The organism is Methylophaga sp. OBS3 (genome assembly GCF_026319325.1).
In the GTDB taxonomy this organism is placed as follows: Bacteria; Pseudomonadota; Gammaproteobacteria; order Nitrosococcales; family Methylophagaceae; genus Methylophaga.
In genome coordinates this window covers 181,308-205,992 of sequence record NZ_JAPDMU010000001.1, presented here as the reverse complement: position 1 = coordinate 205,992, position 24,685 = coordinate 181,308, and the positions used below count along the sequence as shown (strand labels likewise).

Sequence of the window (24,685 nt, the reverse complement as noted above, 5' to 3'; positions counted from 1 at the left end):
ACAATCAAACTAGCTTGATAATTCTCTCAGCCATTTTTTGTAAAGGAACCAAATCCGTTCCAGCACCATATTTAAAAGCGGCCCCCGGCATCCCCCAAACAACTGAAGTCGCTTCATCCTGAATCAAGTTGATGGCTCCTGCTTCACGCATTCTCACCATCGCTTTTGCACCATCCTCGCCCATTCCCGTCAGCATCACACCAATAGCATTAGGCCCTACCGATCTAGCGACAGAATCAAACAAAACTTCAACAGAGGGTTTATGCCGATTAACTGGATCACCATCATCTAATTTGCAAATGTAGCGTGCACCACTTTTGATGACATAAAGATGTTGATCGCCTGGAGCGATATAAGCATGCCCCGGCAAAATCTGTTGACCGTCTTTGGCTTCTGACACGTTCATGGCTGCCAAACCATTCACTCGATTGGCAAAAGCTTTACTAAACGCGGCAGGAATATGCTGCGTAATCACAATACCTGGCGCATCAGCTGGCATTGCACACAACACTTCACGTATCGCTTCAGTTCCACCAGTCGAAGCCCCGATGGCAATAATTTTTTCCGTTGTCCGCAGGTGACTTTGTTTCAGTGGCTGAATCGTTTGGGGTTGTCTTGCTATGACTTTACCTGCTTGATTCGTAAACGCCGCTTTAACCTTAGTAGTGATCTCTTCTGTGTACTCGGTTAGTTGTGCCTCCACATCTAACTTAGGTTTTGAAACGAAATCAAAAGCACCCAACGACAAGGCATCTAATGTCACATCAGCACCATGTTCTGTCAGACTTGAAATCATGACGACAGGCATAGGTCTTAGACGCATCAAGTTGCGTAAAAAAGTGATGCCATCCATCTTTGGCATCTCGACATCCAAGGTCAAAACATCAGGATTCAAAGTTTTTATCTTGTCTCTAGCCATATATGGGTCAGAGGCCGTACCAATGACTTCTAGAGCTGGATCGCTGTTGATGATTTCTGTCAGCAGCTTCCTTATCAGTGCAGAGTCATCAATTATCAGAACTTTAATTGCCATAGTCTTTAAGACTCACCTAATCAAAGAGTTCAACGCTGTTACCATCTGGCATTTGCGCCAGATTTTCTTGGTACTGTTGTTCACGTAGATAAATAGTGTCGTTTTTCAGGCATGCGAGTTTTTTAACTCGCAAACGCCCATTAGTAGGGTAATACATGACTTTTCTTGGATAGTCACCACCAACATCCTCCGCTAGGAGTTGCAGGCTCTCCCTTTCCAAGTAGTTTTCAGCAAACAAAATATTAGAATGCCCCACATCACTCATATGAGGAATTATCTTGCCGCCACCGGTCAGTTTCACCTCAAGATGCTGCCGATGCCCACCTTGTTTGATAATTTCGTTGATCAACACTTCCATTGCAAAGCTGCCATAACGCGTCGCCAGATCTAACCAACTGTTGTGTCCATTATCATGTAGTTCGGGCAACATAAAGTGATTCATACCACCAACCCCGATAACCGGATCACGTACACATGCAGAAACACATGAACCAAGCGTGGTGACGATGACCTCATCAGGATTACGAGTCACATAGACTTCACCTGGTAAAATTTTTGCGGCCCAACAGTTTTGTGTCTTATCCCAATATCGATTGATATTTTCGAACCCCGGCAAAGGCTTCGGTGGAAGTAATGCTTGGTTCATATTGGCAGCTTCCGGTAAATGGTTTGCCCCAGATTGTCGAAAGCATCAGAAATGTTATGTAGTGATTCAGAGTGGCCAATAAACAAGTGACCTTGAGGCGCCAAGATATCGGCATAACGTTGAAACAACTTGCGTTGTGTTTCTTTATCAAAATAGATAACCACATTTCGACAAAAGATCACGTCAAATGAACCACGCATCGGCCATTCATGGAGCAAGTTGAGTCGTTTAAACGTCACCAACTCTTTTAATTCAGGGCGAACACTGACAAGCCCAGCTTGCTCACCTTTCCCTTTAAAGAAAAAACGTCTGACCATCGACTCATCAACGCCAGAGAGTCGCTCTTGGCTATAAACACCAGCACGACCGGTTTCAACGACATTACTATCCAGATCAGTTGCCAAAATGCGAATATCCCAATTCCGCCAATCAGGAATAGCCTGCATGATGGTCATGGCAATCGAATAGGGTTCTTCACCAGTAGAACAGCCCGCCGACCAGATTCTAATCTTCTGGTTAACTTTGTTTGCTTTGAGCAGGTAAGGAAATACCTGCTGCTGCAAATAGCTGAAATGATGCTTTTCTCTAAAAAATGCCGTTAGATTGGTGGTAATAGCATTAATCAGAATTTCTTGATGATTGTCAGTATTTGATTCAAACGCATCACAAAAAGCATCAAAACTGCCGCCGTGTTTCTGCCTAACGTGCCGAGATAGTCGACCATAAACCATATCGACTTTCGACTCATTAATAACGATTCCAGTCTGCTTAGTAATAAAAGCCCGGATTCGTTGAAAATGCTTGTCGGTAAAGTTGAGCTCACGTTCCTTCACTCAAATTCCTTGGCAGAGTCAATCAAACTAAGGTTTAAAACTCTTCCCACTCATCATCATTATGCTGCGCAGGTGCAGGTTTAACCGGACGTTGTCTTGGCGCTTCTCGCTGAGTCACAGGTCGTGATGCTGGTCTACTTGCCACCCGCGCTTGACGACGAACTGGTGCAACTGGTTCAGGCTCGACTTCACCTGTGTAGAAAAATGATAGTCGGCTTCGCATATCCTGGGTTTGCTCATCCATTGACTTACTGGCTGCTGCCGCTTGTTCAACTAGGGATGCATTTTGTTGCGTCATTTCATCCATTTGACTGACGGCTTTATTTACTTGGCCGATACCAGATGATTGCTCTTCACTGGCAGCCGCGATTTCAGAAATAATGTCACCCACTTTTTTCGCACTGATAACAATCTCTTCCAAGGTTGCACCAGACTGATTAACCAACTTGCTGCCTTCAGTCACTTTCTCGCCACTATCATTGATAAGTCCTTTGATTTCCTTAGCAGCAGTTGCAGACCGTTGGGCAAGGTTACGTACTTCAGCGGCCACCACAGCAAAACCACGACCTTGCTCACCTGCACGTGCAGCCTCAACAGCAGCATTAAGTGCTAACAAGTTAGTTTGGAAAGCGATCTCATCGATAACCCCGATAATATCGGCAACTTTCTTACTTGAAGCATTAATTTGGCTCATTGCTTCAATTGCCGCTTTCAGAACATCGCCACCTTTTTCAGCTTGTTCACGTGCACTCGCTGCCAACTGTTCTGCCTGACGCGTATTTTCAGAGTTTTGCTGAACCGTACTGGTTAACTCTTCCATACTAGAAGCGGTTTCTTGTAGAGAAGAAGCCTGCTCTTCGGTGCGTTGGCTGAGATCCATATTGCCTTGAGAAATTTCTGAGGCAGCTGATGCCAAGCTGACACAAGTCTCGTTAATTTCTTCCACGATGCTGGCAATTTTTTCTACCGTTGAATTCACAGTTGATTGGAAATCCGCAAACTCACCTTCAAATTCGCCAGACATCAGCTCTGTCAGGTCACCTTTAGACATGGCATTCATTACTGATGTAACTGATTGCAGTACACGATCCACGTCCATTTGTAATTTCTTCTGAGCAGTAATATCAGAAGCATATTTCACTACACGGTTTGGTTTGCCATTTACATCCAAGATCGGATTGTAGGTTGCTTGTAACCAAATCTCTTTGCCACCGTTACCAACACGTTGGAACTCACCACCGACAAACTCGCCATGATTGAGTTTTTCCCAGAAAGCTTTGTATTCGTAGCTATTTGCTTCATCTTGTTGCACAAACATACGGTGATGTTTGCCAACCACTTCACCACGGCTGTAGCCAACAGCTTGCAAGAAGTTATCGTTAACATCGGTAATAATGCCGTCCATATTGAAGCTGATAACGGCCATTGCTTTATTGATGGCATCAATCTGGCCTTCAAAGTTGGCACGATCTTGTTTGTTTTTTGTGACATCTGAAGCGTATTTGATGACCTTGACGACTTTACCCTGCAAATCAAAGATCGGGTTATAACTGGCTTGCAGCCAAAGCTCACTGCCATCTTTTTTGAAGCGCTGATATTCGCCGATTTGTACTGAGCCATCTGCCAAATCATTCCAGAACTTCATGTATTCAGGGCTACGGCCGTATTCAGGCCCGACAAACATCCGGTGATGTTTACCTGCTATCTCATCGAGCGTGTAGCCAGTCGCATCGAGAAAGTTTTGATTCGCTTCGATAATGGTGCCATCAGGATGAAAGCTGATAACCGCCATCGCTTTACTAATGGCATCCAACTGACTATTTGTCTCTGCTAAAGCTAATTTCTCAGAGGTGATGTCAGTCCATTCGAGCATGCTTCCATAATGTTCGCCATTACGCATTAAAGCCGAAACATTCAGTTTAAAGCTCAAAGGCCCCAGCTTGATTTCTGCTCGGTGTGGCAAATTGGACGGATCGGCTAATATACGTCGTTGATGTTCAGGATGTTTATGAAACATATCGATATTGCTACCAACAAGGTTTTTTACCTGAAAGTTAGGGAAGCTTTTCTGCAACGTTGCCTCATGCTCAGTGAGCATGCTAATAGTCGCCTTATTCGCAAACGTAATATTGAGATCCTTATCCACCATCATCACTGCAGTTAATGCAGTATTAATGGCATCTTCTGGCACTTGAAATGCTTCTGGGGCACTTTTTTCATTTGTTATTTCTGTAGCCATCTTAATATTCCTTCAAAACATTAACGTTTCGTTACTTTTCCTTAGCGAAGCAGAATGTAACTATTAATTGTTATAAAAATTTCCCGTCTTTCATCAGCAGACTGGTCACATTAATCAACATCACCATTTGCCCACTGAGTTCAACTAAGCCATCTGAAAATTGCGTTTCTACACCCGCACCAAGTTCTGGTATTGGCTGAATGGCAGACTTATCAACTTGGTGGGTATCCGACACAGCATCCACGACAAGACCCACGATCTTGTTTTCATTTTTCAATTTCAAAACCACAACGACAGTAGTTTTAGTATGTTCAAGAAAAGGCATGCCCAATCTCAACCGCAGATCGATAATCGGGATAATGGCCCCACGCAAATTTAGCACTCCGCAGAAGTAATCTGGCGTATTGGGAATCGGCGTCACAGGCTGCCAGCCACGAATTTCCTGCACCTGCAGAATTTCGACCGCGTATTGCTCTTCACCCAATACAAAGCTTAAGTATTCGCTGCTTTCGCTATCTTCTACTGCATTATTCTGAGCTAATTCACTCATGGCTATGCCTCTTGTACGCTAGTATCTTTGTCAGTTATTTCTTTTACAGACACTTGTTTATGCAGCTGCAAAATTCCCGTGATATCTAGGATGAGTGCAACTGAACCATCCCCTAAAATAGTAGCGGCAGATATCCCCGCGACTTTTCTAAAATTCGTTTCAAGGCTTTTGATTACAACTTGTTGCTGACCGTGAAGATCATCTACAAGCAAACCCAACTTGCGTCGTCCATCTTCTAAAATCACCAATAAATCAGGGTATTGCGAAATCTTAGGTACTTTCGGCAACTGAAAAATATGCTGTAACCGAATAACGGGGATGTACTCTTGACGATGACGATACAACTCACCGCGCCCAGAGACCTGTTTGATATCCCCCGTTTTGACTTCAACAGACTCGACAATAGACAGTAAGGGAATAATGTATTTTTGATCGGCAACCTGGACCGACTGTCCATCCATAATTGCTAGCGTCAATGGCAGGCGAATCGTAAAAGTCGAACCTTTACCCGCAGCAGACTTCACATCCACACTACCGCCGAGGCCGGTTATATTCTTACGCACCACATCCATGCCGACACCACGACCTGAAATATCGCTGACTTCATCCGCTGTAGAAAAACCGGGTAAGAAAATCAAATTATGAATATCATCGTCGGTGAGATGATCACCTGCCTCTACAAGTCCTTTTTCGATAGCTTTTTGGTGAATTTTTTGGGTATTTAACCCAGCCCCATCATCACTGATTTCGACAACAATATTACCGCCCTGCTGATAAGCATTCAGTAAAATAGTGCCTGTGGCAGGTTTGCCATTTTCAACACGCTTATCTGGCATCTCAAGACCATGATCTAGAGAGTTACGTACTAAGTGCACCAATGGATCACCAATCTTTTCCATGACGGATTTATCCAGTTCAGTTTGTTCACCACTGGTTTTTAACTGCACTTTTTTACCCATCTTGGCGCTTAAGTCATGCACCAAGCGTGGGAACCGATTAAAAGCAAAACTGATCGGCAACATCCGAATCTGCATAATGCCTTCTTGCAGGTGGCGTGTATTACGTTCCAGCTCCTCAATACCATCAATGATCATTGAAGGCGTTTGCTCACTCAGATCTTTACCCATTTGAGCGAGCATTGATTGTGTGATGACTAGCTCACCAACCATATTAATCAATGCATCAATTTTGTCAGTTTCCACGCGAATAGAATGACTGACAGGCGCAGCTGCGGCAGCCTTGGTTTCTCGTGCTTCATCGCTATTGTTTGAAGTGGTGTCATTCACTTTTTCGACAATAGCTTTTTCTTCCTTAATAACCGCTGTTTCGTCAGTTTTATCTTCAGATTCATCCTGACGCGTTACGGTTAAATCACAATCTAATTCCACCCAGTCAAAAACTTCACGAATGGCCGCTTCATCTTGCTCGGTGGTAATGACAAGCTGCCAACTCAGGAAACAATCTTCTGGATCAAAATCGGTAAAACTCGGTAACTCGCTGATATTCGCTGTGACGGACACCTCACCCATTTCCGCCAATTCTTTAAACAATCGGGCAGGATCATTGCCGGTATGAAACAACTGACGATACGGTTTGAAATCAATCAGAAAACGTTGTGTGGCTGACTCAGGCTCAGCTGCTGAAGTCGTTTCCACCGTTGCTGTTGACTCAACAAGCTCATGTTCCGATAACACAGCATTAAGACGGTTCGTTAAATCCGACGTAATCGACTCATCAATTTCAGACTGGCTTTCTAATGCTTGCAGAATATGGCGCAGCACATCCACTGACTCTAAAAGCAGCGGTATGATCGCGTCCGTCCATGGAATTTCATTATGTCTCACTGCATCCATTAACGTTTCTAAGGCGTGAGCAAATGTTGTCAGATCATTAAATCCAAACGTCCCACCGCCGCCTTTAATGGAGTGCACAACACGGAAAAGCGCATTAATTCTTTCTGGATCAGGTTCCCCACCATTAGCTTCCAGCAGGATAGACTCCATCTGAGTCAGACCTTCATGGCTTTCCTCAAAAAAAACCTGATGAAACTGTCCAACATCAATAGCCATAAAAACTCCTGAGCTCCTCACTGAGCATAGACTTAAATGTTGGCTGGAGACGGTTCATGACTTGCGAATCTAACTGCGAACAACTTTAGCAACTGTTGCCAGTAACTGCTCAGGGTTAAATGGCTTAACTAACCACCCGGTAGCACCGGCGGCTCTGCCCTGTTGTTTCTTTTCAGCATTTGACTCAGTGGTTAACACCAAAATTGGCGTAAAACGAAAAGCACTTAACTGACGCAATTCTTTGGTCAGTGTTAAACCATCCATGTTTGGCATATTGACGTCCGTTATCACTAAATCAAATACTTGCCGCTGAGCGAGTGCTAGCGCTTGTTGACCGTCAGCAGCTTCTTGCACAGTGTGGCCAGCACTTTTTAGAGTAAATGAGACCATTTGTCGCATTGATGCCGAATCGTCTACCGCCAAAATATTGGCCATAATTGCTCCTTCCTTGATATATCAATTATCTACATGAATTATTTGTGCCAACTCTGAACGTAAGCCCAAAACATCTACAGTTTCTATTAATGCGGGACTGGGTGATGACATTCTTAACTGTAAGCCTGACTCTTGGGCTGTCAAAGAAAGTGCTAATAAAAACTGAACACCCGCAGCATCAACCACCTGCAAGTCACTCATCTCAATTTCTAAACCACCATCTTCACTGAGTAATTGAAGACTCTTGATATAGAGCTCAGCGACTTGCGCCACTGTTAACTCTCTGCCTAATGACATCGTCTTCATATCCGTCATGACCTAGCCTTTTATCGTGTCCTGTAACAACTATCGGTAAAAACCTCTCAACCTTTAACGATTACAGCGAAATTTATTAAAAAAAATCATTTACTTTTTAGGCTGTCGTTATAAACAGGTTTAACTATCAAGCTACCTTTAAACCTATATTAAGCATATTAGTTACATCTTTTAAACTCATTGATCAAGATCAACTGATGCAAATATCTGCCTATTTGCTGATAAATTTTGGAATGAACGCCAAAATTACAGTCGGCTCACAGATAGGCGGCAGTACTTCGCTAAGAATGAAAGCTAGGCTCAATGATGAAATGAATATAGATAAATATTCTTAAGAAATTGTTAAACAGAAAATTAGTGCAAAACAAAAATAAGGAGTAGAGCGAAAAATTTAAACCGAATAGTTGAAGTTAGGGACAGCAAGTAGTTGAGGCTCTGATCGTCGAATCAAAGTATTTGGGCTAAGAATAGATTGAGGAGGCGTCCCTCCAATACTAGAACCAGCACATTGATATTGTGTAACTTTTAAAATTCCATAAATCGGAGTTGCCCCATACCTAAATAGTCATTAGGTTTCTATCTGGCAGATTTTAATAATTACAGATTAGAGCTAAACTCTGTTGAAAATTCTATCACAAGGAAGCCGAGTGACATGGACCCAGTCAGTATGCTTTTTTCTTCTTTTCTCAACGCTATGACTACTTCTACTCATAACCACATCTCTGATGTTATGGGTGTAGAGCTTCAAGCTAAAGTTGTGGAGTATCAGGATCACAACATCGATTACCAATATCAGCTTTGGAAAATAAAACCTGAATCAGTCTGTATCAGCAAAAAAACTGAGCTAATTAACGAGTACTCATCTTGTACAAATGCAGCTAAAGCTATGTTCACTGATACTTGTCAGTATTTGAATCAACACCCTCAAAATCACTGGAAATACACAAAGTTAAAAAATATGTATTGCACCGCAGCAGTGTCATATGCGCCTATCACTGCAACCATAACTAGACCAAGCGAAGCAGAAACTGAAGTTTGGGAAGCAAAACAAAAATGCTCATTGCTCACACTCGAAGCCAGACAAACCACAAACCCTAGTATAGAGAAAAAGAGAAAGGTTGCTTGCGACCATGCAAAGGCAGTGGCTGAAAAATAACTAGTTGTGAATCGCCACTAATTTACTAGACACCTTTCAGCCATTAAATATGGCAATAAGAGAGGTGAAAATGAGCAACAAACTTTATCCATAAGAGTTTAAGATCGAAGCGGTATTTAAATCGCCACCACTTTCCTCCGCCGGGGGCAACTTCAAGATAGAGACCTTTTTCGTCAGTAAGTTTGTATCTTTTATCTGTGGCTGTGCCGTCTGGCTTGATACCTGGCTTAGCGTTATTAGCTTTCATGTTGATCAGTGGCATTGGGGGCAACTCATTTATCCAACTTCCTGTTGCCCCAAAGTCCCCCCCCCCCCCCATTTTGGGGTAGATATCAATGGATTTTAATGGACAGACAAAGACGCCAGAAACAAGAAATCCCGCATAAATGCAGGCTTTTATGGTCTTTCTTGGTCTCTATGAGACTTTGTATTGGTGGAGGTGGCGTGAATCGAACCGAAGGCCTAAATTAGGCTGAATAAACTTACACATTAGCCAATGTCGAGATTAGGCTAATAAACATGTCAAAAAATTGAAATGTTTTTTGAATAAAATTTGGGGATAAGAAATGGAGGCTGAGGTCGGAATCGAACCGGCGTACACGGAGTTGCAGTCCGCTGCATAACCACTCTGCCACCCAGCCGAGGGTGAGTCTTTTAGAAGCCAAGACTAAAAAGCCGCAGTAGTAATTTTCTAACCGCGGCTTTTAGATGTTCTTGGAGCGGGAAACGAGATTCGAACTCGCGACCCCAACCTTGGCAAGGTTGTGCTCTACCAGCTGAGCTATTCCCGCTTAGGAAGTCGTGCATTATAGGCAGTTAAAATTATCTGTCAACCCTTATCCATCAATATTGGCAAAGCAGCTTTCAGGTAGCTCAACATAGAGACCAATGTCAGCAATGCCGCCACATATAACAGCACCACACCGATCTGAAAAATGGGTAAACCAAACAGCGGTTTATAGAAAATCAAACAACCAATGGCAATCATTTGGAAGGTCGTTTTCCACTTACCCATTGATGATACTTTGACGACATTTCGGGCACCTAATTCGGCCATCCATTCGCGTAATGCGGAAATTGTTATTTCACGAAATACGATAATTATGACTGGAATAAGGATTATTGCTGTGGGCGTCTTAAATAAAATCAGTAATAAAGCAACCACCACGATAAGTTTATCGGCAACAGGGTCGATAAAAGCACCAAAAGCTGACATCTGCTGCCATTTACGCGCTAGGTAACCATCTAACCAATCGGTGACTGCTGCGATGACAAATACTGCAGTTGCCCATATCGGCGCACTTGTATGTGGCACAAAGTACAAAATAACCAGGACAGGGATCAGCGCCACACGCAGCAGACTGAGTAGATTAGGAATATTCAGCATTTTTGATTCGTCTTTCGTTGGGATGGCTTATGGTAGCACTTCGTTGTTGCTAATTGTCGCCATGAAAACTGTCATATATCTTTTGCGCCAATGCTTTACTTATGCCTTCTACTCTCGCTAAATCCTCTACACCTGCACGTTGGACTTCTTGTAGGCCGCCAAATTGTTGCAGAATTTTTTGACGGCGCTTAGCACCAAGTCCAGGAATGGTTTCTAAGGTAGATGTCTTACGTGCTTTGGCACGGCGCGCTCTATGGCCGGTGATGGCAAATCGATGCGCTTCATCACGCACTTGTTGTAATAAGTGTAAAGCTGGTGAGTCGGACGTTAACGTGACTTCGCCCTCTCGGCCAACTAAGAATAAAGTTTCTTCGCCAGGACGACGCTCTGGGCCTTTTGCGATACCCAAAATAGGTAAGTCGGATAAGTTTAATTCGGCCAGTACTTCTCTGGCTTCTTTGATCTGTCCCTTACCACCATCTATTAATAATAAATCAGGACGCTTGCCCTCGCCTTTTTGCAGTCGGGTGAATCGACGACTTAAAGCCTGATTCATAGCAGCGTAGTCATCACCACCGGTTATGCCTTCAATATTAAACTTTCGGTAATCAGCTTTTATTGCTCCTTCAAGGCCAAACACCACACAGGACGCAACCGTTTTTTCACCACGGGTATGACTAATATCAAAACACTCAATACGTTTGGGTAACTCATCAAGTTGTAGTGCATCTTGCAGTGCTTCAAATCGTTGCAGCAAATTAGCTCGACTACTCAAACGCTGGGTCAAACTGATATCGGCATTGGTCATCGCCATTTGCAGCCAACGGGTGGCATTCCCTCGCTGTGGTTGACGTAAGACAACTTTATGGCCGGATTCGGATTGCAATACTTCTTGTAATAACGTCACATCTTCTGGCAAATGGCTGAGCAACATTTCAACCGGTACATCTTTGCCAAGGTAATACTGTGGAATAAAGGCTGACAGTAATTCTGCTTCGGTCAGATCAGCAGAGCCTTTAGGGAAATAAGATTTACTTCCTAAACTACGACCGCCACGAATGAAGTTAACTTCAACGACCGCCATGCCATCACGAACCAGTGCAGCAAGCACATCTAAATCACCTTGTGTAGCACTGACATATTGCCGCTCTTGAACACGACGTAAGCTGACAATTTTGTCTCTGACGGCAGCAGCTTGCTCAAATTGTAATGCCTCAGCAGCTTCATTCATTTGTTTGCTGAGGTCATCCATTACCTGTTGGTTTTTACCTTCCAAAAACATAATGGTGTGCTGCACGTCGCGTTGATAATCTTCTTCAGATACAAGGCCAACACAAGGGCCAGTACAACGCTTTATCTGATATTGCAGACATGGGCGGCTACGGTTTTCGTAGTAACTGTCTTCACATTGACGAACAGGAAATAATTTTTGCAGCAAGTTTAAGCTTTCGCGAACAGCGCCCGCACTGGGATAAGGGCCAAAATAGCGGCCTACTTTGCGTTTGGCACCACGATGCACACTTAACCGAGGAAACTTGTCGCCTGATACTAATAAATAAGGATAGGTTTTGTCGTCACGCAATAACACGTTGTAGCGCGGCATCAATTCTTTAATAAGATTGTTCTCAAGAATTAATGCTTCGTTTTCGGTATGGGTAACGGTGGTGTCGATGTGGGCAATCTGTGCCACCATGACCCGCGTCTTTGAGGTTAACCCTGTTTTACGAAAGTAGCTGCCAACACGTTTTTTTAGATTTTTGGCTTTACCGACATAAATGACCGTACCATCGGCATCGACCATCCGGTAGACACCGGGACGACTGGTCAAACTTTTTACGAAACCTGCGGCATCAAATTCCGCTGGTGAATGTTGCTGGCTTTCTGACATTTATTCCGATAAATCAAGCTTGTTATTAGGATCGTATTGGCGTTGATAACATTTATGCGCCTGATAAAAACTGTTGGCAGACAAACCAAGCAGAATCAAACCGCCAATAATGGCTGGCACATCTTCATGATAAAAATAAAACATTGCCAGTGCCGCGATGAGCTCACAACTACCAATCACTTTCAGCAGCACAACATTTTCAATCCGTTTCATAGTTACGTTTGCCCCTTTGCAGTTAACATGAATATAGCATTATCAACCTAGCAGATCAGTGCTATGCAAAATATAGCAAGCTGCCGGCAGCGCTAATTTATGGGAAAATAACGCGCTTTTCAGATTTAAGCCACAAAAGGGGTTTGTTTTTGTCAGTCAGTCTGCTGCAACCAGCATTGCCGGCCAAAGTCGGTGACAAACAATTAGCCGGACAACTCTATGGTAGTGCGGCAGGGTTATTATTGGCTACGGCGGCCCGCCAGCACGATGGCCCGTTGTTGGTGATTACGGATGATATGGCGAGTGCCCAACGGCTGGAAAGTGAAATTCGCTTTTACCTTGGCCAGGATAAACTGCCTATTCTGCATTTTCCTGACTGGGAAACCCTCCCCTACGATACCTTCTCACCACATCAGGATATTATTTCTGAGCGACTGCAAACCCTGCAGCATTTACCCAATTTTCAGCGCGGTATTTTGTTGGTACCCGTTGCCACGATTATGCAACGCATTGCGCCGCCGAATTTCTTAGCGGGTCATCGTTTACAACTAAAAGTTGGTGATACTTTTGAGATTGACTCATGGCGATTACGGCTGGAGAAGTCAGGTTATCGCAATGTCTCTCAAGTTGTTGAGCATGGTGAATTTGCGGTTCGTGGTGCCATTGTTGATTTGTTTCCAATGGGGAGCCGACGCCCGTACCGAATTGATTTGTTTGATGATGAAGTTGATACCCTGCGGACATTTGATCCGGAAACGCAGCGCTCGATTGATGAAATTAATGAAATCAATTTACTGCCAGCACGTGAGTTTCCAATTAATGACGACAATATCAAGTTGTTCCGTCAGCAATTTAGAGATGCATTTGACGGCGATCCACAGCGTAGCCTGATTTATCGTGAAGTCACAGACGGTAACTTACCGGGCGGTATTGAGTTTTACTTACCTCTGTTTTTTGAAGAAACCGCGTGCCTGACTGACTACCTGCCAGACAATACGCTACTGGTTCACAGTAACGATACAGCCCAAGCCGCAGAAAATGTCTGGGCTGAAATTCAAGAGCGCTATCGTCAACATCGCGTTGATCCTGAGCGGCCTTTGTTGCCGCCGACAACGGTTTTTGTACCTGCTGAAGATTTATTTTCTCAATTCAAACGCTGGCATCGTTTGCAATGCCAAAACTTCGAGTTAGATCAAAAGGCTGGCAATCACAACTACGCCAGCGTTATGCCACCACAGCTAACGCTGAACTCACGACAAGATAAACCTTGCGAAGCGTTAGAAAACTTCCTCGTCGGTTTTAATGGCCGCGTTTTACTGGCCGCAGAATCAGCAGGTCGTCGTGAAACCTTGTTGGATTTACTGCGTAAAAACCAATTACAACCTAAGCCCGTTGATAACTGGGATGCGTTTTTACAAGAAACAGCACCGCTCTGTATTACTGTCGCGCCAATGGAGCGTGGCTTATATAGCCCGAGTTTAAATATTGCCGTTATTGCTGAAACCCAATTATTTGGTCAGCAAGTTATGCAGCGGCGCCGTCGTAGCCGTAAAAAGCGTGATAGCGACGCCATCATTCGTAACCTTGCTGAGCTGACTATCGGTGATGCCGTTGTCCATGAAGACCATGGTGTTGGTCGTTATTTAGGTTTACAAAGCCTTGATGTCGGTGACGTTGAAGCTGAATACGTCACGCTTGAATATGCCAAAGGTGACAAGCTTTATGTACCCGTAGCTTCTTTAGAGCTGATTAGTCGCTATTCCGGTGCTGCGCCTGAGCTTGCCCCACTCCACCAACTCGGAACATCGCAGTGGGAAAAAGCACGTCGTAAAGCGGCTGAAAAAGCTCGTGATGTGGCTGCTGAGCTATTAGATATTTACGCCAAACGGGCTGCCAATAAAAAAGAACCCATGTCTGCACCCGACGATCAATATTTCAATTTTGCTGCTGCGTTCCCATTTGAAACCACACCAGATCAGCAAGATGCGATTGATGCTGTGGCAGCCGATATGCAATCTGATACCCCAATGGATCGTTTGGTCTGTGGCGATGTTGGCTTTGGTAAAACTGAAGTTGCCATGCGTGCAGCCTTTTTGGCGGTACAGTCTGGCAAACAAGTATTGGTATTAGTACCGACCACACTGCTGGCACAACAGCATTATGAAAACTTCAAAGATCGTTTTGCTGATTGGCCGGTTAAAGTCGAAGTCTTATCGCGCTTTCGTAGTAAGAAACAGCTCGATAGTGTTAAAGATGCCATTAGTGACGGTACTGCTGACATTATCATCGGTACTCATAAATTATTGCAGCAAGATATTCAGCCAAAACGGCTTGGCCTGTTTATTCTTGATGAAGAACATCGCTTTGGTGTGACCCAGAAAGAGCAGCTAAAAAAATACCGTACCCATGTTGATGTACTGACGCTGACGGCAACACCGATTCCACGGACATTAAACATGTCTATTTCCGGTATTCGCGACTTGTCGATTATTGCGACAGCACCTGCACGACGTCTGGCAATCAAGACTTTTGTTATGCAATGGCAAGCTGAAAAAGTTCGCGAAGGCATGCTGCGTGAAATCAAACGTGGCGGTCAGGTTTATTACTTACATAATAAGGTTGATGATATTGACCGTGTTGCCCGCGAAATCGAAGCTTTAATGCCAGAAGCACGTGTGGGTATTGCCCATGGTCAAATGCGCGAACGTGAACTTGAGCAAGTGATGCTTGATTTCTATCACCAACGCTTTAACGTCTTGGTCTGTACAACCATTATTGAAACCGGTATCGACGTCCCGTCTGCCAACACTATCTTTATTGATCGTGCGGATAAATTGGGTTTGGCGCAGTTGTATCAGATCCGTGGGCGTGTCGGCCGAAGTCATCACCGTGCTTATGCCTATTTAATTACACCACATCAAAAAGCGATGACACCAGATGCCATTAAGCGACTCGAAGCCATTGAGTCGATTGAGGACTTGGGCGCAGGCTTTACCTTAGCAACACACGATATGGAAATTCGTGGAGCTGGCGAATTACTGGGTGATGAACAAAGTGGTCAAATGCAGGAAATCGGCTTTGGTCTTTATAATGAGTTACTAGAACGCGCCGTCAAAGCCCTAAAATCTGGCAAAACACCATCGGTCGATAGCATTGACCGTCACATGGTAGAAATCGATTTACATGTTCCGGCATTGATTCCGGCTGATTATCTGCCAGATGTGCATAACCGACTGGTGCTGTACAAACGTATTGCGGCGGCTGATAAAGAAGCTTTACATGAATTACAGGTGGAGATGGTTGATCGCTTTGGATTGCTGCCAGATCAGGTTAAAACCTTATTTGCTGTTCATGAGATGCGACTAAAAGCCAAAGCCATTGGTATCCGTAAAATTGATGTTTACGACCAAGGTGGCCGCTTAATTTTCGACGAGCAGCCTAATATTGAACCGATAAAGATTATCGAACTGATTCAGAAACAACCAGCCCGCTTTAAGCTTGATGGTCAGGATAAGTTGAAGTTTACCGGCGATATGCCAGATGCTGATAGTCGCATATTAGCTTTAGATAACTTGTTAGATAGTCTGTTAAAGCCAGCAGCCTAATGGAAGATCGTAACTTCGACGATTTGGCCGATCGTTTCAGCGAGAAGATTTACAACACAGACAAGGGCCGGCTTAGACTTGAAATTTTGAAAGAGGATTTGGCCGACCTTGCGAATCAACCAAACCTCTCAGTTTGGGATGCTGGTTGTGGTTTAGGTCAAATGAGCTTGTGGCTAGCAGAGCATGGTCATCAGTTAACGTTATGTGATATTTCGGAGAAACTGCTGGCATCTGCAAAGCAGCAATTTCATCAAGCAAATCTCAGCGCCGATTTCTATCATCAGTCAGCCCAAAGCCTTGCACCAAAACTCCCCGCCTTTGATTTGGTCATTAATCACGCAGTTTTAGAATGGCTAGCAGATCCCATGCAGGGGTTACAGGTGCTTACCGATAAAGTGAAGCCCGGCGGACACTTATCTCTGATGTTCTATAACCGTAATGCAATGGTCTATCAAAATGTCTTGCGAGGCGGTTGGCGCTTGCCAGCTATTATTGACGACCGTTATATTGGAGAAGGAAATCGATTGAGTCCACCTCATCCTTTATTTCCTCATGCCGTTACATCATGGTTGCTGGAAAATAATTTTGAGATCGTTTGTTATAGTGGCATTCGCGTTTTTAGTGACTATTTATCGCGAAGCGCACGCGAAGCAAGTGATGCGGACCAGTTATATCAATTAGAAAAGCAATACTGTCGCCTGCCCACTTATCGTGATTTAGGTCGCTATGTGCACTTGCTCACAAAAAAATCCGCAAGTTGATGCGGTCAGAGCGTACAATTTGCCATTTGCTATCTGACATTAGCTAGCGTTAACCGACAATACATAGGAATACCATGGTTAAGTTTAAAACCCCGCTTGTTTTGGTCCTCGCATCTGTCGTACTCAGCGGTTGTATTCGAGCCGAACCACAACAACCTGTGGTCACTCCCGCTAAATTGCAAACCGCTTTACTAGAATCAGAAAACCGCATCCAAGAAACATGGCGTGAGTACTGCGCTGGTGTTAATGATATTCAGAAAAAACATCAAGCAAGTCTTAATGAAATTCAAACCTCACAAGCCGCCACGTCAAGACATTTAGTCACGATTATTGACAAATTAGACGAGCAACCTGCCCCTGTAGTTTTACCCTCTCCCCAAGCATCACAAAAATGCCCAGCCGTTACCCCGGCGACTTTTGATAACAAAATCATTTTAGGTCGCACTGAGTGGATCTGGTTAGAGGCTGTTAACCGTGTTTTCCGTGCCCGTGTTGACTCAGGTGCCACAACCTCTTCCTTGTCAGCTCACCACATTGTTGAATTTGAGCGTGATGGTAAAAAGTGGGTTCGCTTTAACATGGTGCCAGATGATGATGTCGATGATAGCTATGAAGTTGAAGCGCCTTTAGTTCGTTATGCACGCATTCGTCAGGCTTCAAGCCAAGAGCTTGATCGCCGTCCTGTCGTCGAGATGACCGTTAAAATTGGTACCTTTACGGATACCGCAGAATTTACGCTGACCGATCGGTCATCAATGACCTACCCGATTTTATTAGGTCGTGAGTTCTTGCGTGATATCGCTTTGATTGATGTGGCAAAAAGCTACCATCAGCCAAAACCAGAACCACTCGAAGATCGTCCTTCATCAGCTCCTGACGCAGACGAAAATAATTAATAATCGTTAAGGAAAAGTATGGCTTCACGTACGCCGTTTTATGTTTTGGTCGGTATCTTATTTATTGCCGGCATTGGTCTGACATTACACCGCCATATGGCGTTGGATATACCTTGGTTACCCGGGGAAACCCGGCAAACTTGGTCAATAGAAGCCAAAGTTGACTTTGTTGCTGATGGTGAAGAAGTGATTGCTTCACTCGCCATTCCAGGCACACAACCAGGCTTTACTCAACTCAGCCAACAAACGGCAAGCCCTGGCTATGGTTTGGCTTATGAAGAGCGAGCTAACGGTCGTCGTGTAGAGTGGTCTATTCGTGAAGCAGGCGGTAGCCAATCGCTTTATTACAAAGTTGATATGTTGGTCGATCCGTATGCGATTCCATCACAACCAATAACACCGCCAGCGATTAAAGCGGTCCTTGAAAAAGAACCCTATGCGACAGCAGCACAACAAATTCTGGACGGTGCAACAGCACGTTCAGCATCGGCTTATACACTCGCACGTGAGCTGATTGTTGAGTTTAATAATCAAAAACAAACTGCTGAATTACTATCACAGGTAAAGCCAAGAACAGCTTGGTTGGTTCAACTATTACAACAATCTGGTGTACCAGCACGCCAAGTTCATGCACTCGAACTCGAAGATGGCCGCCGCCGTCAATCACTCATTGATTATCTGCAAGTCTTTGATGGTGAAAAATATGCCCTGTTTGACCCGAAAACTGGTAAGCAAGGCCAACCAGAAAACTTAATGCTTTGGCAGTATCAGTCTGGCCCTGTACTTGAAGTGATTGGTGGTAGTAACTCAAGTGTTACTTTCTCGATGATTGCCCAAGAGCAACCGTTTGGCGTGGCATTAAATCAAAAGTTTGCTGACCGCGAGTTACTTAACTTTTCTCTGTATGACTTACCAATTGAAGAGCAGGCACTGTTTAAAAATATCCTGTTAATTCCAGTCGGTGTGCTTATGGTTGTACTGATGCGTATTTTCATCGGTCTGAAAACCTCAGGTACCTTTATGCCAGTTCTGATTGCATTGGCATTTATTCAAACCAGTTTAATGACTGGCTTGGTCGGCTTTTTGTTGATTGTTGGTTCAGGTCTGATTATTCGTTCCTATCTATCGCATCTCAACTTGCTGCTAGTCGCTCGAATATCCGCCGTTATCATTATGGTTATAGGCATGATTGCGATGTTCTCGATTATTGCCTATAAAGTTGGCTTAACTGAAGGTATGAAAATCACCTTCTTCCCAATGATCATCTTGGCATGGACTATCGAGCGTATGTCGATTCTGTGGGAAGAAGAAGGTGCTAAAGAAGTTATGTTGCAAGGTGGTGGTTCGTTGGCAGTTGCCATTATTGCCTTCTTAGTCATGAACAATGACTTAGTTCGTCACCTGACCTTTAACTTCCTCGGTATTCAGCTGATTTTGATGGCCCTGACTTTAATGGCGGGTAGCTACACTGGATACCGACTACTGGAGTTGAAACGTTTTAAACCACTGACAGAGGCTGAAAAATAATGACCGGCCCGCTTGAGTGGTTCAAAGAAGTCAAAGAAAAATATGTTCATCCCAGCAAGCTAAAACAAATTGGCGTGCTGGGCATGAACCAGCGCAATATTTCTTACATTAGCCGTTACAATCCTCGGCATTTGTATCCGCTGGTCGATGACAAGTTAAAAACCAAAGAAATTGCTTTGGATGCTGGCGTCAAAGTGCCTGACTTATTGGGTACTGTAAGCACGCAACACAGTGTCAATAAGCTGATTGAAGTGCTGCCGCCGGAATCTGGTTTCTGTATCAAACCGGCTAATGGTTCAGGTGGTAAAGGTATTTTAGTGGTCACGCGTCAAGACGAAAGTGGCTACCGAAAGTCCAACGGCCAATACGCAACAATTGGTGACTTAGAACGCCATGTTTCGAATATTCTAGCCGGCCTTTTTTCACTGGGTGGCAAACCAGACGTCGCCATTATAGAAGATCTGATTCACTTTGATGATTGCTTTAGTGGCTACAGTTTTGAAGGTGTTCCAGATACCCGCGTAATCGTATTTAAAGGCTTTCCAGTCATGGCCATGATGCGTCTTTCGACGCGTGACTCCAACGGTAAAGCTAACTTGCACCAAGGTGCTGTGGGTGTCGGCTTAGATATTGGTGATGGTCATGCTTTACGTGCCGTGCAATTTGACCGCCCTATTCTGCTTCACCCTGATACGGGTGTGAACTTAATGTCGCTGCAAATTCCGCAGTGGGATGATCTACTCAATTTGGCCGTCTCTTGCTACGAAATGTCTGGGCTTGGTTATCTAGGTACAGATATAGTGCTTGATAGATTCCAAGGACCAATGTTGCTTGAGCTTAATGCACGTCCGGGTTTAACCATCCAAATTGCCAATGGTCGTGGCTTATTACCTCGCCTGCAGCACATTGAGAACTTGGGCAAAAAACAACGCATGAAGCCAGCAGATCGCGTGGCTTATGCGAGAGAGCACTTCTCAGCACGCTAAAAAACTATCCTGCAAAGGAGCTTGATATGTCAGAACAACGTGTCGTACCAGCTTGGATTTTAGGTATTAGCTTATTCTTAGGGCTTAGTGCTTTGGGATGGCTACTCGGTCATGCCTTGCTCGATATGAAACAGCTTGAGCGTAGCGTCACGGTAAAAGGCTTATCAGAACACGAATATCCAGCAGATGTGGTGATTTGGCCTATCCTCTTCACCGAGGCAGATAATGATTTAAATCGTCTGTATCAAACAATGGATAAAGGCACGCAGAAAATTAACCAATTTTTATCTGACAGGGGCATCAAAGCAGATGAAATTACGGTCAACTCACCAGCCATTACTGATAAATCAGCACAACAATATGGTGGCAATAGTCGAGCAGAGTTTCGTTACACGGCAACGCAAACGGTTACCGTTTATTCGAGCAATATTGATGTTGTTCGTGAGGCAATATCAGATTTATCTGAATTAGGTAAACAAGGCTTGGTATTAAGCGGCGATAACTATCAAGCGCAAAGTGAATATCTATTTACCCGTTTAAATGACATCAAACCTCAGATGATCGAGGAAGCAACGCAAAATGCTCGTGAAGTCGCCGAAAAGTTTGCGGCTGATTCTAATAGCCACTTAGGCAAAATCAAACGTGCTTCACAAGGCCAGTTCAGTATTAGTGCTCGCGATAACAACAACCCCCATATTAAAAATGTTCGGGTTGTTTCAACGATTGAGTATTACTTATCTGACTAAGATTAGTCTTCTGCCTCTGTATCAGGAAGCTGGGCAAGCCTAACCTGGTTACGGCCTGCATTTTTCGCCGCATACAAAGCGGCGTCTGCGGCATTAAACAATAAGGTTTCATCATCAAATGGTACTGGCCAACTGGCAATACCGATAGAAGCCGTTACTGTACTCAAGCTTTTGCCTTTATGTACCAAGGCTAAGTTAGCGACTTTTTGACGTAGCGCTTCAGCCAACATCATTGCCGCATCACTATCACACTCAGGCAAGATCACTAAAAACTCTTCCCCTCCCAATCGGCAAGGCAAATCCGTTTTACGAAAGTGTTGTCTTAATAGACCACCCATCGCTTTTAATACAACGTCACCCGCTTCATGCCCGTATGTATCGTTAAAGAATTTGAAGTGATCAACGTCAATCATCAACACCGATAATGACTTCCCATTTCGTTGACAACGCGCAATTTCATTCTCAAAAACCTCATCAACAAAACGTCGGTTATAAAGCCCAGTCAATACATCTCGCATTGATAAATTACGAAGTGTCTGTCGGAGTTTGATATTGGATAAAGCCAAGGCTAAACGACCGGCCACGGCTTGAGCCAGCTCGGCAGTTGCCTGCTCCGTCATATCATCACCTTGCAACTCAATATGCAGCACACCTAAGGTTTTACCATCTGCCAACATTGGAACACAGATGTAATCGCTACTATGCCCCTCACCTAAATGTTCACATGGTGGATGCCGAGAATCAGCTTCATAAAACCAAGCTCGTCCCAGTCGCAATGCCCAACAGTCTTCCGGACTAAAGGTGTCAAAGTGATTGTTATTAGTTTCGCCCCAACGAACACCCGTTACTAACGCATTGCCACTATCACGATAGGTATAAATTGCCCCAAAAGAGTGACCAAATAGATTTTCTAATGAACGACCAATAACCGGCCAACTATCATCCAAGGTATGACAAGCCTGAAGCATGTCGGTCAACTCATTCATGATGATAATTTCAAGCCGTTGCTGTTCAAGTAATTCTGCACGTTGTATGGCTTGCTGACTGGCCGTTTCAACGGCCAATGTTCGCTCCAGAACTTTACCTTCTAAGTCCTGTTTGGCCTGTTGTAATGCCTCTTGAGTAATTTCCTGTTCGCGTTCATTTTTTTCGAGATAACTCACCATCTCATCAAAAGATTTACCCAAGGTCACCAACTCATCAGCACCATAAATCCGTCCGACACGAATGCCACGCTTCCCTTCCGACACTTGCTCCGCTAATGTTGCAAGTCGACTTACTGGTCTCCTTACAGCAATCTCAGCTAGTAGCCAAGAGCCTAAAAGAATCAAAATACTTGCTGATATCAAGACGATGATGGTGTGTTCATAGACCTCATCGGCATTCGCAAACAATTCCTTTGTGGGGAGACCAGCGCTCATGACCAGCTCTGAATCTCTATCACCGATCTGTGTAAAAGCATACCAACGCGCTTGGTCATCGAGCCCTTTCACCTCTAATGTTTTATGACTTCCAAGGTTTTCAATAAGGGTTTTAAATAACACACTATCTTTAGCAACTTTTCCCGTAATGGCGATGGTGTCAGGGACGCGGGCGAGGACCGTACCATCTGTTTGCCATAAGGTTGTGGTGATATTACCAAGGCTGCTCCTTTGCATATCAAACAGAGTGTGTTGCTCATTCAGCAAATCATCCAAACCAATGCTCACTGCAATCACGCCAACAACCTCACCAAAACTATTTGTCAGCGGTGCAGCAACAGGCATGATGACCTTCTTAGAAAGTCGGCCTAAAGTCGCCGCGCCAACAGCCAAAGGCTTCCCTGCTAATGCCTCTTGAATATATTTTCTATCCGCCAAATTGGCTGTCAATTCATTATTTGTGGCACTACAAACAATATCGCCATTTAGCGCTACAGAATAAATATTGCTGTACTGACTATATTGGCTGTTTAGATTGAAAAATCTTTGATTACATTGTTTCGAGGGAGCTAACCATTGTTCCTGGGATAGTGCTAACGAAGCGAGCAACTGTGAAGCTGAGTAAACCGTATCATCAAAATCATCATCAATGAGATTAAGATACGTAGCAAGATTATCGATTGCCTGCTGGGAAGTAATTCGACGGTTTTCGTTGGCAACATTAAGAAGTAACAATGCCATCGGCAAAAGACACAAAAGCGCCAGCATAATAAGTCTGCTGCGAATGCCAGATATGGAGTCTGTCGGGCTGCGTTTTTGTGCCATATTTTCGCCGAAATTTAGGTTAAACGTGACGTTACCAGTTTAGTCCATCGTAACCAAGCGCTGCTCACGTAATGACTGTAATGCAGCCTCAATGGCAGCGCAATTACCTCGCGCATCTTGCATGCTAAGTACTGGCGGTTTTCGGTTCAGTGCACAATCAGAAAAGTGTTCAATTTCTCTGACGAATTGATCAGCTGCTGGCACAGTGATTTGCTCTTGTTTACCACTTTCAGTCCACCATGAAATAACAGCCTCTTCATCTGCTGGCTGCCAAACCTGATGACACTTAATGCCCCCCAGCGTACCAATAATTTCATAAGTACTGCGACGAGCATGTTGGAAGCTCATTTCAAACTGCGCAAAACAACCATCACCAAAATCAAACTGCCCAGCCAAACTTAAATCAGCAATGTGTTCGTTCAAATGTGCCATCGCAAAAGCTGCTTTTGGTTCTTTATCAAACCATAATCTCGCGGTATGGACAGCGTATGGGCCAATATCCCACATGGCACCACCACCATTGTCGATACTGCGATTAACACGGTACAAACGTGCCGGTTTCATTGGAAAAGCAAAGTGAGTGTTAACCGTTCTCACCTCACCAATCTCGCCTGACTCAATAATGTCGCGTACCACTTCATGTTGAGGATGAAAGCGATACATAAAACCTTCCATCACGGTCACATTCGCTTTATCGGCGGCTTCAGCTATCGCATCAATATCTTTTACTGTTAACGCCATCGGTTTTTCAATTAATACATGCTTGCCTGCAGCAATGGCTTTCAAAGCCCATTCAGCATGTTCCTCATTTGCCATTGGCAAATAAATCGCATCAATATCATCCCTTTCTAATAGGGATTCGGGATCGTCTAGTGCTTCAACAGGCTGATTTTGTGCGTATTTTTCAATGGCTTCTGCTGCTGCGCCTTGACGACGGCTAGCAACAGCAACCAGCACAGCATTATCCGCTTCGATAATGGCTGGAATCAGTTTTTCGACGACTCGCGCGGCGCCAAGGACACCCCATTTTAGTGATTCTTGCATGCCTATTATTAGCTCCTTGAAAAAACAGTATCGCCATCATAACCATGAACCTGCTTATCACAAAACCTACTGTTTAGAAAAAATGCGTATTAGCTTATGCTGGAGGCCCT

21 protein-coding genes and 2 tRNA genes are annotated in these 24,685 nt (G+C 44.2%); 7 read left to right on the top strand and 16 right to left on the bottom strand.

The annotated features are described in order from the left end of the window. Positions 1 to 4 precede the first annotated feature (4 nt). From OMP94_RS01050 to OMP94_RS01010, 8 genes are all read right to left on the bottom strand, one after another. Positions 5 to 1,033 (bottom strand): protein-glutamate methylesterase/protein-glutamine glutaminase, encoded by a 1,029-nt coding sequence (locus tag OMP94_RS01050; RefSeq protein WP_266275024.1) that lies wholly within the window; start codon positions 1,031 to 1,033, stop codon positions 5 to 7. A 16-nt stretch (positions 1,034 to 1,049) separates the two neighbouring features. Then, the gene (cheD, locus tag OMP94_RS01045; protein ID WP_266275022.1) at positions 1,050 to 1,679 is read right to left on the bottom strand and encodes a chemoreceptor glutamine deamidase CheD; all 630 of its coding nucleotides are present in this window, start codon (positions 1,677 to 1,679) and stop codon (positions 1,050 to 1,052) included. Beyond that, on the bottom strand, positions 1,676 to 2,512 hold the full coding sequence (locus tag OMP94_RS01040) for a CheR family methyltransferase (protein ID WP_266275020.1): 837 nt from the start codon (positions 2,510 to 2,512) through the stop codon (positions 1,676 to 1,678). The genes cheD and OMP94_RS01040 overlap by 4 nt, the downstream gene beginning before the upstream one ends. Positions 2,513 to 2,546: 34 nt before the next feature. Then, entirely contained in the window at positions 2,547 to 4,751 is a 2,205-nt protein-coding gene (locus tag OMP94_RS11300; RefSeq protein WP_323135047.1) for a methyl-accepting chemotaxis protein, read from the bottom strand. Between the two features lie 70 nt (positions 4,752 to 4,821). Continuing rightward, positions 4,822 to 5,301, bottom strand: a complete 480-nt coding sequence (locus tag OMP94_RS01025) for a chemotaxis protein CheW (protein ID WP_266275018.1) — start codon at positions 5,299 to 5,301, stop codon at positions 4,822 to 4,824. Between the two features lie 2 nt (positions 5,302 to 5,303). Next, positions 5,304 to 7,370: a chemotaxis protein CheA gene (locus OMP94_RS01020; protein WP_266275016.1), complete on the bottom strand. Its 2,067-nt coding sequence runs from the start codon at positions 7,368 to 7,370 to the stop codon at positions 5,304 to 5,306. Between the two features lie 69 nt (positions 7,371 to 7,439). Beyond that, a complete protein-coding gene (locus tag OMP94_RS01015; protein WP_416240443.1) occupies positions 7,440 to 7,808 on the bottom strand; it encodes a response regulator in 369 nt (122 codons plus the stop codon). A gap of 18 nt (positions 7,809 to 7,826) precedes the next feature. Beyond that, positions 7,827 to 8,120, bottom strand: a complete 294-nt coding sequence (locus OMP94_RS01010) for an STAS domain-containing protein (RefSeq protein ID WP_266275012.1) — start codon at positions 8,118 to 8,120, stop codon at positions 7,827 to 7,829. Positions 8,121 to 8,772: 652 nt separating this feature from the next. Here OMP94_RS01010 and OMP94_RS01005 point away from each other — a divergent pair. Then, positions 8,773 to 9,276 (top strand): hypothetical protein, encoded by a 504-nt coding sequence (locus tag OMP94_RS01005; RefSeq protein WP_266275010.1) that lies wholly within the window; start codon positions 8,773 to 8,775, stop codon positions 9,274 to 9,276. A gap of 43 nt (positions 9,277 to 9,319) precedes the next feature. Here the strand turns inward: OMP94_RS01005 and OMP94_RS01000 are convergent, their stop codons facing one another. The 6 genes from OMP94_RS01000 to OMP94_RS00975 form a co-directional block, all read right to left on the bottom strand. Continuing rightward, a complete protein-coding gene (locus OMP94_RS01000; protein ID WP_266275008.1) occupies positions 9,320 to 9,538 on the bottom strand; it encodes an Arm DNA-binding domain-containing protein in 219 nt (72 codons plus the stop codon). A 305-nt stretch (positions 9,539 to 9,843) separates the two neighbouring features. Then, positions 9,844 to 9,917, bottom strand: a tRNA-Cys gene (locus OMP94_RS00995). Between the two features lie 74 nt (positions 9,918 to 9,991). Next, a tRNA-Gly gene (locus OMP94_RS00990) sits at positions 9,992 to 10,067 on the bottom strand. Positions 10,068 to 10,105: 38 nt separating this feature from the next. After that, on the bottom strand, positions 10,106 to 10,663 hold the full coding sequence (gene pgsA / locus OMP94_RS00985) for a CDP-diacylglycerol--glycerol-3-phosphate 3-phosphatidyltransferase (protein WP_266275006.1): 558 nt from the start codon (positions 10,661 to 10,663) through the stop codon (positions 10,106 to 10,108). 49 nt (positions 10,664 to 10,712) lie between these two features. Further along, positions 10,713 to 12,551, bottom strand: coding sequence for an excinuclease ABC subunit UvrC (gene uvrC / locus OMP94_RS00980; RefSeq protein ID WP_266275004.1), 1,839 nt, complete (start codon positions 12,549 to 12,551; stop codon positions 10,713 to 10,715). Continuing rightward, on the bottom strand, positions 12,552 to 12,764 hold the full coding sequence (locus OMP94_RS00975; protein ID WP_266275002.1) for a hypothetical protein: 213 nt from the start codon (positions 12,762 to 12,764) through the stop codon (positions 12,552 to 12,554). 149 nt (positions 12,765 to 12,913) lie between these two features. Between OMP94_RS00975 and mfd the strand changes: the two genes are divergently transcribed. The 6 genes from mfd to OMP94_RS00945 all read left to right on the top strand — a co-directional run bounded on the left by mfd (position 12,914) and on the right by OMP94_RS00945 (position 21,285). Continuing rightward, positions 12,914 to 16,369, top strand: a complete 3,456-nt coding sequence (mfd, locus tag OMP94_RS00970; protein ID WP_266275000.1) for a transcription-repair coupling factor — start codon at positions 12,914 to 12,916, stop codon at positions 16,367 to 16,369. Then, a complete protein-coding gene (locus OMP94_RS00965) occupies positions 16,369 to 17,130 on the top strand; it encodes a methyltransferase domain-containing protein (RefSeq protein WP_266274998.1) in 762 nt (253 codons plus the stop codon). Before mfd ends, OMP94_RS00965 begins: the two co-directional genes overlap by 1 nt. A 74-nt stretch (positions 17,131 to 17,204) precedes the next feature. Continuing rightward, positions 17,205 to 18,026, top strand: a complete 822-nt coding sequence (locus tag OMP94_RS00960) for an ATP-dependent zinc protease (protein ID WP_266274996.1) — start codon at positions 17,205 to 17,207, stop codon at positions 18,024 to 18,026. Between the two features lie 18 nt (positions 18,027 to 18,044). Beyond that, the gene (locus OMP94_RS00955) at positions 18,045 to 19,553 is read left to right on the top strand and encodes an inactive transglutaminase family protein (RefSeq protein ID WP_266274994.1); all 1,509 of its coding nucleotides are present in this window, start codon (positions 18,045 to 18,047) and stop codon (positions 19,551 to 19,553) included. Then, positions 19,553 to 20,539, top strand: coding sequence for an alpha-L-glutamate ligase-like protein (locus tag OMP94_RS00950; protein ID WP_266274992.1), 987 nt, complete (start codon positions 19,553 to 19,555; stop codon positions 20,537 to 20,539). Before OMP94_RS00955 ends, OMP94_RS00950 begins: the two co-directional genes overlap by 1 nt. A gap of 26 nt (positions 20,540 to 20,565) precedes the next feature. Continuing rightward, positions 20,566 to 21,285 carry an SIMPL domain-containing protein gene (locus OMP94_RS00945; RefSeq protein WP_266274990.1) on the top strand — a complete coding sequence of 240 codons (720 nt, stop codon included), beginning with the start codon at positions 20,566 to 20,568 and terminating at the stop codon, positions 21,283 to 21,285. Positions 21,286 to 21,287: 2 nt separating this feature from the next. On the opposite strand, the gene OMP94_RS00940 is transcribed toward OMP94_RS00945, so the two are convergent. Continuing rightward, entirely contained in the window at positions 21,288 to 23,531 is a 2,244-nt protein-coding gene (locus OMP94_RS00940; protein WP_266274988.1) for a diguanylate cyclase, read from the bottom strand. A 39-nt stretch (positions 23,532 to 23,570) separates the two neighbouring features. Then, the gene (locus OMP94_RS00935) at positions 23,571 to 24,575 is read right to left on the bottom strand and encodes a Gfo/Idh/MocA family protein (protein ID WP_266274986.1); all 1,005 of its coding nucleotides are present in this window, start codon (positions 24,573 to 24,575) and stop codon (positions 23,571 to 23,573) included. Positions 24,576 to 24,685: the final 110 nt, after the last annotated feature.

Excerpts from the sequence above, each read along its gene's own strand:
- OMP94_RS01050 (WP_266275024.1), bottom strand. The coding sequence starts at position 1,033 with ATGGCAATTAAAGTTCTGATAATTGATGACTCTGCACTGATAAGGAAG.
- cheD (WP_266275022.1), bottom strand. The coding sequence starts at position 1,679 with ATGAACCAAGCATTACTTCCACCGAAGCCTTTGCCGGGGTTCGAAAAT.
- OMP94_RS11300 (WP_323135047.1), bottom strand. The coding sequence starts at position 4,751 with ATGGCTACAGAAATAACAAATGAAAAAAGTGCCCCAGAAGCATTTCAA.
- OMP94_RS01025 (WP_266275018.1), bottom strand. The coding sequence starts at position 5,301 with ATGAGTGAATTAGCTCAGAATAATGCAGTAGAAGATAGCGAAAGCAGC.
- OMP94_RS01020 (WP_266275016.1), bottom strand. The coding sequence starts at position 7,370 with ATGGCTATTGATGTTGGACAGTTTCATCAGGTTTTTTTTGAGGAAAGC.
- OMP94_RS01010 (WP_266275012.1), bottom strand. The coding sequence starts at position 8,120 with ATGACGGATATGAAGACGATGTCATTAGGCAGAGAGTTAACAGTGGCG.
- OMP94_RS01005 (WP_266275010.1), top strand. The coding sequence starts at position 8,773 with ATGGACCCAGTCAGTATGCTTTTTTCTTCTTTTCTCAACGCTATGACT.
- OMP94_RS01000 (WP_266275008.1), bottom strand. The coding sequence starts at position 9,538 with ATGCCACTGATCAACATGAAAGCTAATAACGCTAAGCCAGGTATCAAG.
- pgsA (WP_266275006.1), bottom strand. The coding sequence starts at position 10,663 with ATGCTGAATATTCCTAATCTACTCAGTCTGCTGCGTGTGGCGCTGATC.
- uvrC (WP_266275004.1), bottom strand. The coding sequence starts at position 12,551 with ATGTCAGAAAGCCAGCAACATTCACCAGCGGAATTTGATGCCGCAGGT.
- OMP94_RS00975 (WP_266275002.1), bottom strand. The coding sequence starts at position 12,764 with ATGAAACGGATTGAAAATGTTGTGCTGCTGAAAGTGATTGGTAGTTGT.
- OMP94_RS00965 (WP_266274998.1), top strand. The coding sequence starts at position 16,369 with ATGGAAGATCGTAACTTCGACGATTTGGCCGATCGTTTCAGCGAGAAG.
- OMP94_RS00960 (WP_266274996.1), top strand. The coding sequence starts at position 17,205 with ATGGTTAAGTTTAAAACCCCGCTTGTTTTGGTCCTCGCATCTGTCGTA.
- OMP94_RS00955 (WP_266274994.1), top strand. The coding sequence starts at position 18,045 with ATGGCTTCACGTACGCCGTTTTATGTTTTGGTCGGTATCTTATTTATT.
- OMP94_RS00950 (WP_266274992.1), top strand. The coding sequence starts at position 19,553 with ATGACCGGCCCGCTTGAGTGGTTCAAAGAAGTCAAAGAAAAATATGTT.
- OMP94_RS00945 (WP_266274990.1), top strand. The coding sequence starts at position 20,566 with ATGTCAGAACAACGTGTCGTACCAGCTTGGATTTTAGGTATTAGCTTA.
- OMP94_RS00940 (WP_266274988.1), bottom strand. The coding sequence starts at position 23,531 with ATGGCACAAAAACGCAGCCCGACAGACTCCATATCTGGCATTCGCAGC.
- OMP94_RS00935 (WP_266274986.1), bottom strand. The coding sequence starts at position 24,575 with ATGCAAGAATCACTAAAATGGGGTGTCCTTGGCGCCGCGCGAGTCGTC.